A 10,500-nucleotide genomic window follows, 5' to 3' on the forward strand; every position below is an offset into this window, starting at 1 on the left:
TCCTAAAAGAGCCGCGGGAAAGAAGGGAAGAGCAGTGAAGCAACTGAAGCATCGGCCGGGTTTCCGCGCCACAGCTTATCTGTTTACGTTTGTAGTAATCGTGTATGTATTTGTCTTTATGAACACCCCGTACATCGTATATCAGCCAGGCAGTGCATCTGAAGTTGCCCCTATGATTAAGGTAGAGAATGCCGATCCGGCTGAAGAAGGAACGTTTATGATGACTACGGTGTCTGCTAGTTATGCTAATGTGGCCTTATTGGTCGCCTCTGCTTTTAATTCCAATTCAGAGGTTGTGCGAAAAGAAACCCGGCTAGGGGATAAATCAGAAGACGAATATGCTGCAGAGCAGGTTTATTATATGAATAGCTCACAGTCTTATTCTGTTCAGGCCGCTTATCATGCAGCGGGAATTCCATATGAGGATGTAGTGGATTATCTCTACGTCTTTTCGGTTCCTGTAGAAAGTAATAAAGGACAATTTCTGCCGGGTGACAAAATCATTAGTGTAGAGGGACAAAAAGTGCCCGATCCTGAAGCACTGTCTAAACTGCTCTCCTCTAAAAAAATCGGAGATCAAGTCGCTGTTGTTTTGCAAAGAAATGGCAAGGAAGTACAAGAACAAGTGACGTTGGTTGAAATAAAGGATAAAGAGGGAGCTGCCGTTCGACCTGGTTTTGGAGTCACTATTGCCGCCGTTCAAAAAGTAAAACCAAAAGAAGCAGGGAAAGCTGTCAGCTTTGTAGATACAAATGTTGGCGGACCTTCGGCAGGGCTAATGTTCACTATGGAAATTTACAATCGCCTTACTTCTGGAGATTTAACTAAGGGCCATAGGGTTGCAGGGACGGGTACGATTAACGCTGAGGGTGTAGTTGGTGCTATCGGTGGAGTGAAACACAAGATCGTGGCTGCGGACCGAGAAGGGGCGGAGATTTTTTTCGTGCCTGTTAAGAATTATGACGAAGCCAAAGCAAAAGCTGATAAAATCGGCACATCTATGAAGCTGGTGCCTGTATCTACGCTGGATGAGGCGCTGAAGTATATGGAGGAACTGCCGGTCAAACCATGACCGGAGGTTCCAAATAATCGCGGTACATATCAATTCTGCGGGGCTCCTTAAAAGCTCCCGCGAAAGCGGAAGCTGCTTGAAGATCTCGCTCAAGCTGCGGATGGGAACAAAGGGACGGGCGCATGACGATGGGCAACGTAGCTTTTTGTTTCATTTCTTTAAGCAGTGCTCGTCCGCTTTCTCTAAAACCAAGAATACGAATATATCCGGGCCCCTCTGCTAGTATGGAAGGGGTCATTTCTTTTTTAGAATGATTTAACAGAACATGTAGCAGCAGACGCTGTAACCGTGTATGCGTGTAGCGCTTGCTCTTAAGGGCGTGAAGCAGGCCTGAAACAGAGAATTGCTCCAACTCAGGCAAAAGCCGCAGTATTCGGTTCTCCAAGCCTTCATTCATATCATGGATCGCGTGTAACTCGGCAGCAGTATGGGTGGTCAGCAGATGGCGGAGCGGGATACTGAAGCTCTCCAAGCTCAGAGGGCCCCTTCCGGCTGCATGCTCTCTTTCCAAAATGGACACGCTATAATCCGGCATATAAGCAGCGGGAGATCCGCCTTCTTGCAGCAGCTTGCGGATGGCCGTCGCACTTGCAATAGAAGAGTCGGCTTGTAATGGGTCATGGAAGCCTGCTGCTGTGCGCGGAACGGTTAGTGGCATTATCTTGCTGTGCAGCCGCTGCAAGGCGATAAGATAATGCAGGCCAAGGCTGTTATTCGGCTGGCGCAGCAGCTCGCCTGCATCTCCGGGACTCTCCGTTTCCGGGAGAGTCCCTTCAAAGGCCACCGCCGCCGCTGCGCTGTACGCGGCGGGGAAGCTCGCTCCGAGCGCCATGCGGCGGCGGATCTCGCTCTGAAGCTCGCTGCTTTCCTCAGCCAGATATCTGGCCAGCGGGAGCAGCGAGCCCAAAGTGCCGGCTTCGGAGCCGAAGCACAAGCTGTCCACGACCCCGGTCGCTTCCAGCAGTGCAACTGCTCCGAACGCGAACCACTCGGCTGGCTGGACGGCATAAGCCACCGGCAGCTCAATGACGAGGTCGGCGCCCATATGCAGCGCCATCTCTGTCCGGGCTTGCTTGCTTACCGCCGCCGGCTCGCCGCGCTGGGTAAAGGGACCACTCATGACGACGATGGTGCGCTCTGCGCCGGAAAGTCTTTTGGCTTCCGTGAAGTGATGCACATGTCCGTTATGTAAAGGATTGTATTCTGCGATGATTCCAACCGTTGTCACTGTGGCTTCCCTCCGATAAGTAAGGTATATTTATTGAGTTTAGTAGGGTAGATTTCTAGAGATACTGTTAGCACAAGCTGATCTTTTGATTTACACTAATAGTTATATCATAATTCACCGCATTTTCTGAAACAATATAAAGGGAAAATGGTTGACAAAGGTATAGAATACTAGGTATAATAAATTTTGTTTGTTTGGGAGTGATAAGTATGCAGATTCACTTTCGCAAATTAGCGAATGCCGACGAACCGTTACATATTCACGATGTTGTGGATGTCAGCGAGGTAGTCAAAGGGCGCAAGGATATTCTAACTGTTGCTCCGCTCTCAGTAGACCTTAAAGCGCTGCCCGCGGGAACCGATTGTGTGAACGTGGTGGGGAAACTGAGTGGAGATGTGGACATGTTATGTTCACGTTGTCTCACGGAGGTCAAAAGTGATTTGAACATTCCTTTTGCTGAGACTTTCAAGTGGCTTAAGCAGCCAGTTCTTCCAGATGATGACGAAGATGAGGATCTCATTTACGTCAAGGATGAGGTTGTGGATCTTATCCCGTATGTGGAAGAAAATTTCGTACTGCACTTACCGGATTCGGTATTGTGCAAGGCAGACTGTCTTGGTCTTTGTCAGAAATGCGGACAGAACTTGAACGAAGGCACCTGCAGTTGCGACAACACAGTGATCGATCCTCGACTCGCTGGGTTGAAAGACTTTTTCAAATGAAACATTACAACAAAACACATCCTGCTCTGAGGAGCAGGCTGACAGAAATATCACGAGGAGGTGGAACACATGGCAGTACCACAACGTAGAACGTCTAAAACACGCCGTGACAAACGTCGCACCCACTTTAAGTTGGTTGTGCCGGGCATGGTGAAATGTGAACAATGCGGAGAGTTGAAACTAGCTCACCACGTATGCAAAGTTTGCGGAACTTACAAAGCAAGAGAAATCATCAAACAATAGTTTCAAAAATAAGTAGTACTTCACTTCGGTGAGGTACTATTTTTTTGTCCAAATCTAATAAAGATAGGGTATGCACCTATACTTTATGTTCCGCTCAGAAGTCAATGCTTTATTTTTGGTGCGGCATGCTTTATACTACATATTAGTACCTGGTTCTAAAAAATATTTATGATTGTTAGACCTAATATAACAGCGGCCATTCAAGCGGCCGGATGCTTTCTTTAAAATATAAGGAAGTATAAGTTATGCACCTATACTTTATGTCTTATATTTCTCGCTTAAACGCTTACCGTCCTTATTAGGGCGCCGAAGGCGTTTATGCTTGGCATGTGCCAGGAGGTGAGCCGCTATCGAGCGGATGTCCAAGAAAGAACGTCAGCAACAGCTGCTACATATAATTGCAGGCAATCCTTTTGTAACTGATCGGGAGTTGACTCGTCAGCTGAAGGTGAGCATTCAGACGATTCGGTTAGACCGGATGGAGCTGGGAATACCAGAACTGCGTGAAAGAATGAAACAAATGGCAGAGCATTCCTATGATCAGGTGCGCTCTTTGCCTGCGGATGAAGTGATCGGAGATATTGTGGATTTACAGCTCGATAAGAGCGGGATTTCGATCTTTGAAATTCGTGAGGATCATGTCTTTTCCAGAAATGGGATAGCCCGTGGCCACTACGTGTTTGCTCAAGCCAATTCGCTTGCGGTTGCTGTAATTAACGATGAAATTGCCTTGACTGCTTCAGCCGACATACGATTTGTTCGTATGGTTCTGCTTGGTGAGAAGTGCATTGCTAAAGCTCAAGTGCGGTCACTTGCAGGCAGAGGCGGCAAAGCAGAGGTGGACGTATTCACCTATGTCGGAGAAGAATTGGTATTTCAAGGCCACTTTATAGTGTATCGTTCCGCTAATGAAGAGTATAGTGAAGGGGGGAACCGTAGTGCTGATCGCCATTGATGCCATGGGCGGGGACAACGCTCCTGAATGTAATGTCGAGGGGGCGTTGTCCGCGGCCGCGGAATGGAAAGATACGCAGATTGTGCTCGTAGGTGACGAAGCCAGACTAGAGCCACTGCTGAAGGACAAGCCGTCCAACCTGAGTGTGCGGCATGCAGGAGATGTTATTGGTTCTGATGAAGAGCCGGTTAAGGCGGTTCGCCGCAAAAAAGATTCATCCATGGTTGTAGCTGGACGTATGGTGCGTGAGGGCGAAGCAGATGCTATGATTTCGTCAGGTAACACGGGGGCGCTTATGACTACAGGGTTACTTGTAGTAGGCCGTATGCAGGGGATTGAACGTCCGGCGCTGGCACCTATGATTCCGACGCTGGATGATGTTGGCGTGCTTGCGCTTGATCTTGGCGCTAACATGGATGCGAAGCCTGAACATCTGGTGCAATATGCGCTGATGGGCAGCATTTATCGGAATAAAGTGCATGGCATTGCTAAGCCGCGGGTTGGACTTCTAAATGTAGGGACGGAGCCTGGGAAAGGCAACGAACTGACCAAAGAAGCCTATCCACTGCTGGAGAACTTGCCGGGCATTCATTTTATCGGTAATGTTGAGGCACGCGACGTACTGACAGGAAACTGCGATGTGCTTGTCTGCGATGGATTTGCTGGTAATATCCTGTTGAAGTCGCTTGAGGGTACAGCGGGTGCATTGTTCTCTTTACTGAAGGAGCAATTCAGCCGTTCTCTGAAGACTAAACTTGGAGCGGCTATGCTGATGCCGGAGCTTAGAGCCCTGAAGGGCAAGATGGATTATAAAGAGCATGGCGGTGCACCGCTGCTTGGTCTTAGCGGATTGGTAGTTAAGGGGCATGGATCTTCAGACGGAAATGCGGTTAAAAATGCAGTAAGACAAGCGCGGATTGCTCTGCAAGCCGATCTTGTGCCAAGTATATCCAAGGAAATTAGCGGGAAGTGAGTGACGAAATGAAACAGTTGCGGCCGGTTGGGATTATCGGTACGGGTAAATATGTACCTGAGAAAATTTTAACAAACAGTGATCTAGAAAAGATAGTGGAGACTAACGATGAATGGATCGTCAGTCGGACAGGGATCCGTGAAAGACATATCGCTGCACCACATGAGGCAACTTCTGATTTAGCCTATGAAGCTGCACTTAAAGCTTTGGATTCTGCAGGCATGAAAGCCGAAGATCTGGATCTTATTATTATTGCAACGGTAACCCCTGATAGCTCCTTTCCTTCCACAGCCTGCATTTTGCAGGATAAACTTGGAGCAAAAGGTGCTGCGGCATTTGACTTGTCAGCAGCCTGCTCTGGTTTTGTATACAGCCTAGCTACTGCGGTTGGCTTTATTCAGAACGGAATGTACAATAATGCACTCATAATTGGTGCGGATACTTTATCCCGCATCACTGATTATACGGATCGTAACACCTGTGTACTGTTTGGCGATGGTGCAGGAGCAGTAATCATCGGTGAAGTTCCAGAGGGACGCGGTTTCCAATCCTTCGATCTGGGTGCTGAAGGTTCTGGAGGAAACTTGCTTAAGCTGGAAGCTGGGGGCTCGCGCTTGCCTGCTTCTCAGCAGACGGTTGAAGACAAGAAACATTTCATCTATATGAATGGCCGGGAAGTGTTTAAGTTTGCCGTTCGTGTTATGGGCTCAGCTACAGAACGTGTGCTTACTAAAGCCGGATTAGGTAAAGAAGATATTGATTTGTTCGTACCGCATCAAGCGAATATTCGTATCATTCAATCCGCTATGCAGCGGCTTGACCTGCCACCGGAGAAATGTGTAATCAATGTTGATAAATATGCTAATACATCAGCAGCTTCTATTCCTCTAGCTCTAGTTGAAGCGGCGGAAGAAGGACGCATGAAGGAAGGCGACACGGTTCTGATGGTTGGATTCGGCGGTGGCTTGACTTGGGGCGCGTCCGTATTGATCTGGTAATAGAGGAAGGAGTTCTTACTTATGAGTAAAATCGCATTTGTCTTTCCCGGTCAGGGTGCACAGGCAGTTGGAATGGGTAGAGATGTATATGAAGCTCTTCCACACAGCCGCGCGGTATTCGAAAAAGGTGACGAGGTGCTCGGATTTCCGCTGAGCCAGCTGATTTTTGAAGGACCTGACAGTGATTTGAAACAGACCGTAAATACACAACCAGCTCTGCTAACAGCAAGTGTGGCTTTTCTGGAAGCATTACGTGATCAAGGGATGAAGCCGGATTATGTAGCTGGTCATAGCCTAGGAGAATACAGCGCACTGGTTGCGGCAGGCGTATTGTCCTATGAAGATGCTGTAAGACTCGTGCGTTTACGCGGTCGTTTTATGGAGGAAGCTGTTCCAGGTGGACAGGGAGCTATGGCTGCAGTGCTTGGTGCGGAGCGGGATGCTCTGGCAGAATTATGCCGGAGCGTATCCGAGGAGAGCGGCGTGGTAGAACTGGCGAATGTGAACTGCCCGGGACAGATTGTTGTTTCTGGTTCACAGGCCGGGGTTAACGGTGTTGTGCAGCGTGTTAAGGAAGCAGGCGGAAAGCGGGCTATTCCGCTGGAAGTAAGTGGACCTTTTCACTCTTCGATGATGAAGGCTGCGGCAGACCGCTTGGCAGACGAGCTGAAGAGTGTTACCTTTAATGCTCCGGCTGTACCTGTTATTGTCAATGTTACCGCAGCACCTGTAACGGATCCTGAAGAAATCCGTGAACTGCTTGTCCGCCAGGTGTACTCCCCTGTGCTCTGGCAAGACAGTATTGAATGGCTGATTGCTGATGGTGTGGATACTTTTGTGGAAATTGGTTCTGGCAGTGTTCTGGCAGGTCTGATCCGCAAAATAGACAAAACAGTCAAAGTAATCAACATTAACACGCTTGAAAGTGTGCAAGCTGTCTTGTAAGATACGTTCAAACATTGTTTATCAATAGCAATATGATCGAAAGGGGAATAAATGATGTTCTCAGCATTGCGGGGTCAAACGGCCCTTGTAACTGGTGGCTCTCGCGGCATTGGCCGCAGTATTGCACTTGCTCTCGCGGAACATGGCGTGAAGGTGGCCGTGAACTATGCGGGCAGTGAAGCAGCCGCACAAGAAACCGTAGCTCGGATTGTCGAGCTTGGCTCGGAGGGTATTGCCCTTCGTGGCGATGTCGGCAATAGTGAACAGGCCGAGAACCTTGTCAAAGAGGTTCTGAATACCTGGGGACGTATTGACATTGTTGTCAATAATGCCGGCATTACCAGAGACAACCTGATTATGCGCATGAAAGAAGAAGAGTTCGATCAAGTGATCGAAACGAATCTAAAAGGGGTGTTTAACTGCCTAAAGGCAGCTACACGCCCTATGATGAAGCAACGCTACGGGCGCATTATCAATATTTCTTCCGTAGTAGGTGTAACAGGAAATCCTGGACAAGCTAATTACTCCGCAGCTAAGGCAGGTGTCATCGGTTTAACGAAGGCATCGGCTCGTGAGCTTTCCTCACGGGGGATCACGGTGAACTGTATCGCTCCTGGCTTCATTGATACAGATATGACGCGTGAGCTCTCTGAGGAAGTGCGCAGTGAGCTTGAGAAGGGCATTCCACTTGCTCGGCTGGGGCGCCCTGAAGAGATTGCTATGGCTGTAGTCTTCCTGGCCTCTGAAGGCGCTGCGTATATGACCGGCCAGACACTACACGTGGATGGCGGGATGTATATGTAACTCTCCGTCAAGGAGAAATTACACTGTTTTAATGCTGAAATGTGAGGGATAAAGAAAGCGTTTTTGACGCTCTATGGTATTTTGAACTCATATCTCGTATAATACCAAAAGAGGAGGTGAACCGGATGTCCGATGTATTAGAGCGTGTAAAACGCATTGTCATCGACCGCTTAGGTGCCGATGAAGCTGAGGTAACATTAGAAGCGTCTTTCAAAGATGATTTAGGTGCTGATTCTCTTGATGTAGTAGAATTGGTTATGGAATTGGAAGATGAATTCGATATGGAAATCTCTGATGAAGATGCAGAGACGATTACGACCGTGGGTGAAGTTGTGAAGTACATACAATCTCATACCTAGAGTCATATGATTGAGAGTCCCGTTCCTGCTAGGGCGGGACTTCTCCTCATTTATAGAGCATTAAAGATGAATCAAAGGTTGCCTTGAGCAACTATATAAGGGATATAACAGAACCGCAGGATGGTTAATGATGCGGTTATCGCTGTTCATATAGTAGCAACAGAAAGTATATAAGTTCTGAATATAATGTATACAACCTATAGATGGGGTGATTGTGTTTGAGTCATAGAGTGGTTGTTACCGGGATGGGCGTAGTTACATCATTGGGCAAAGATTTGGAGACGTTCTGGGATAATCTTATGAGCGGCAAATCCGGTGTATCACAGGTTGAGACCTTTGATGTCAGTGAGTATACTACGCAAATAGCATCCTCTGTTAAAGATTTCGATCCAGAGGCACTTTTTGGTCGTAAGGAAGCCCGCAAAATGGACCGTTTTGTACAATTTGCAGTGGCTGCCGGTGAGGACGCATTACGAGATAGCGGACTTAAGATCGGTGAAGATATTGATGCCGAAAGAATAGGTGTATCTGTAGGATCAGGTATTGGTGGTCTTGGAACTTGGGAAGACAATCATAACTTGTTGCTTGAAAAAGGACCGAAGCGGGTTAGTCCGTTCTTCATTCCGATGATGATCGCTAACATGGGTTCTGGGCAGTTGTCCATTAACCTTGGTGCAAAGGGTCCTAATACGACGACAGTAACTGCTTGTGCTACAGGAAGTCACTCCATTGGGGAATCCTTCCGCTTGATTCAACGTGGAGACGCGGATGCAATGATCTGCGGTGGTTCCGAAGCGACCATTCGTCCAACAGGTATGGCTGGTTTTTGTGCTATGAGAGCAATGTCCACTCGCAATGATGAGCCTGAGAAGGCAAGTCGTCCGTTTGATGTGGATCGCGATGGTTTTGTTATGGGTGAAGGTGCCGGGATTCTTATTCTGGAATCACTCGAACATGCTGAGAAACGTGGAGCGAAGATCTATGCTGAGGTTATCGGTTATGGTCTAAGCGCAGATGCTCATCATATGACTGAGCCTGATCCAGATGGTGCAGCTCGCTGCATGAAGATGGCAATCCGGGATGCTGGTATCTCTCCTGAAGATATTGATTACATCAATGCTCATGGTACTTCAACGCCTGTAGGAGATAGATCAGAAACTGCTGCTGTTAAAAAAGCATTGGGTGACCATGCCTATAAAGTGGCAATTAGTTCGACGAAATCCATGACAGGTCACCTTCTGGGTGCTGCTGGTGGAGTAGAAGCTATTATCTGTGGCCTTTCTTTGCAAAAAGGGATGATTGCGCCAACGATTAATTTGGACAACCAAGACCCGGAATGTGATCTGGATTATGTACCAAATGTGCCACGTAAAGCTGATCTTGATATTGTAATGTCGAATTCGTTCGGCTTCGGGGGACATAACGCAACAGTTATTCTAAAAAAATATAATTAGTAAGGGGACAGTGCGGTGAAAGGAGAACTGAAGCAGTTACAACAGCAACTTCAAATCCAATTTCACGATTCTGTGCTTCTGAAGCAGGCCTTTACCCATGCATCCTATGTGAATGAACACCGTTTCAATCAGCATCAGGACAATGAGCGTCTCGAATTTCTTGGGGATGCAGTTCTGGAGTTAACGGTTTCTGAATATTTGTACAATCTATTGCCAGACCGACCTGAGGGAGAGTTGACCAAGCTGCGGGCCGCTATTGTATGCGAGCCTTCACTGGTCAAGTTTGCGGAGAGTTTAGGTTTTGGCCGTTATGTACTATTGGGCAAAGGGGAAGAACTTACGGGCGGACGTACTCGCCCGGCCCTGCTGGCTGATGTATTCGAATCCTTCGTGGGAGCGCTTTATCTCGACCAAGGACTGGAAACAGTGCGGAGTTTTCTTGATAATCACGTATTTCCTCTCGTGGAGACGGATGGGAAATTGCAAATGCAGATGACCGATTATAAGACGGAACTGCAAGAGCTAATTCAGCAGCACAATATGGGTACATTGGAATATCGAATTATAGAAGAACGGGGACCTGCACATGAGCGTGAATTCGTCTCAGAGGTGTATATGGCTAACCGTTCACTTGGTAAAGGAAGCGGCCGGTCCAAGAAGGAAGCAGAGCAGCAGGCTGCAGCAGCAGCACTTTTGCATCTGAAAGAGGACGGTGCCTGAGTTTTGCATCAAGGGGACAAGCGGAGG

General features: G+C 47.9%; 12 protein-coding genes. 11 read left to right on the forward strand and 1 reads right to left on the reverse strand.

The window, feature by feature from the left end; all coding sequences use genetic code 11:
• Positions 1-34: 34 nt before the first annotated feature.
• Positions 35-1,072 (forward strand): SepM family pheromone-processing serine protease, encoded by a 1,038-nt coding sequence (locus tag MHH50_RS13350; protein WP_340034422.1) that lies wholly within the window; start codon positions 35-37, stop codon positions 1,070-1,072.
• Here MHH50_RS13350 and MHH50_RS13355 read toward each other — a convergent pair.
• Positions 1,062-2,300: a nucleotidyltransferase gene (locus tag MHH50_RS13355; RefSeq protein ID WP_340034423.1), complete on the reverse strand. Its 1,239-nt coding sequence runs from the start codon at positions 2,298-2,300 to the stop codon at positions 1,062-1,064. The two genes, MHH50_RS13350 and MHH50_RS13355, sit on opposite strands and share 11 nt — an antisense overlap.
• A 209-nt stretch (positions 2,301-2,509) precedes the next feature.
• Between MHH50_RS13355 and MHH50_RS13360 the strand changes: the two genes are divergently transcribed.
• The 10 genes from MHH50_RS13360 (at position 2,510) to rnc (ending at position 10,473) form a co-directional block, all read left to right on the forward strand.
• Positions 2,510-3,022, forward strand: a complete 513-nt coding sequence (locus MHH50_RS13360; protein WP_036686482.1) for a DUF177 domain-containing protein — start codon at positions 2,510-2,512, stop codon at positions 3,020-3,022.
• Between the two features lie 69 nt (positions 3,023-3,091).
• Positions 3,092-3,265, forward strand: coding sequence for a 50S ribosomal protein L32 (gene rpmF, locus MHH50_RS13365; RefSeq protein ID WP_019911234.1), 174 nt, complete (start codon positions 3,092-3,094; stop codon positions 3,263-3,265).
• Positions 3,266-3,623: 358 nt separating this feature from the next.
• Positions 3,624-4,220 (forward strand): transcription factor FapR, encoded by a 597-nt coding sequence (gene fapR / locus MHH50_RS13370; RefSeq protein ID WP_036686484.1) that lies wholly within the window; start codon positions 3,624-3,626, stop codon positions 4,218-4,220.
• Complete coding sequence (gene plsX, locus MHH50_RS13375) at positions 4,204-5,193, forward strand: phosphate acyltransferase PlsX (RefSeq protein WP_038570599.1); 990 nt, start codon at positions 4,204-4,206, stop codon at positions 5,191-5,193. Before fapR ends, plsX begins: the two co-directional genes overlap by 17 nt.
• Before the next feature lie 8 nt (positions 5,194-5,201).
• A complete protein-coding gene (locus MHH50_RS13380; protein WP_139329841.1) occupies positions 5,202-6,191 on the forward strand; it encodes a beta-ketoacyl-ACP synthase III in 990 nt (329 codons plus the stop codon).
• Positions 6,192-6,212: 21 nt separating this feature from the next.
• Positions 6,213-7,136 carry an ACP S-malonyltransferase gene (fabD, locus tag MHH50_RS13385; RefSeq protein ID WP_076190037.1) on the forward strand — a complete coding sequence of 308 codons (924 nt, stop codon included), beginning with the start codon at positions 6,213-6,215 and terminating at the stop codon, positions 7,134-7,136.
• Between the two features lie 54 nt (positions 7,137-7,190).
• Positions 7,191-7,940, forward strand: a complete 750-nt coding sequence (fabG, locus tag MHH50_RS13390; protein ID WP_036686492.1) for a 3-oxoacyl-[acyl-carrier-protein] reductase — start codon at positions 7,191-7,193, stop codon at positions 7,938-7,940.
• 125 nt (positions 7,941-8,065) lie between these two features.
• On the forward strand, positions 8,066-8,299 hold the full coding sequence (locus tag MHH50_RS13395; RefSeq protein ID WP_036686493.1) for an acyl carrier protein: 234 nt from the start codon (positions 8,066-8,068) through the stop codon (positions 8,297-8,299).
• Between the two features lie 218 nt (positions 8,300-8,517).
• Positions 8,518-9,753: a beta-ketoacyl-ACP synthase II gene (fabF, locus tag MHH50_RS13400; RefSeq protein WP_076101782.1), complete on the forward strand. Its 1,236-nt coding sequence runs from the start codon at positions 8,518-8,520 to the stop codon at positions 9,751-9,753.
• 15 nt (positions 9,754-9,768) lie between these two features.
• Positions 9,769-10,473, forward strand: a complete 705-nt coding sequence (gene rnc / locus MHH50_RS13405; RefSeq protein ID WP_038570606.1) for a ribonuclease III — start codon at positions 9,769-9,771, stop codon at positions 10,471-10,473.
• The last annotated feature ends 27 nt before the right edge of the window (positions 10,474-10,500 follow it).

The organism is Paenibacillus sp. FSL H3-0302 (assembly GCF_037982245.1).
GTDB lineage: Bacteria > Bacillota > Bacilli > Paenibacillales > Paenibacillaceae > Paenibacillus_AQ > Paenibacillus_AQ odorifer.

What these genes read in the sequence shown, in the direction of transcription:
- MHH50_RS13360 (WP_036686482.1), top strand. Translation starts at nt 2,510, where the DNA reads ATGCAGATTCACTTTCGCAAATTAGCGAATGCCGACGAACCGTTACAT.
- rpmF (WP_019911234.1), top strand. Translation starts at nt 3,092, where the DNA reads ATGGCAGTACCACAACGTAGAACGTCTAAAACACGCCGTGACAAACGT.
- fapR (WP_036686484.1), top strand. Translation starts at nt 3,624, where the DNA reads ATGTCCAAGAAAGAACGTCAGCAACAGCTGCTACATATAATTGCAGGC.
- MHH50_RS13380 (WP_139329841.1), top strand. Translation starts at nt 5,202, where the DNA reads ATGAAACAGTTGCGGCCGGTTGGGATTATCGGTACGGGTAAATATGTA.
- fabD (WP_076190037.1), top strand. Translation starts at nt 6,213, where the DNA reads ATGAGTAAAATCGCATTTGTCTTTCCCGGTCAGGGTGCACAGGCAGTT.
- fabG (WP_036686492.1), top strand. Translation starts at nt 7,191, where the DNA reads ATGTTCTCAGCATTGCGGGGTCAAACGGCCCTTGTAACTGGTGGCTCT.
- MHH50_RS13395 (WP_036686493.1), top strand. Translation starts at nt 8,066, where the DNA reads ATGTCCGATGTATTAGAGCGTGTAAAACGCATTGTCATCGACCGCTTA.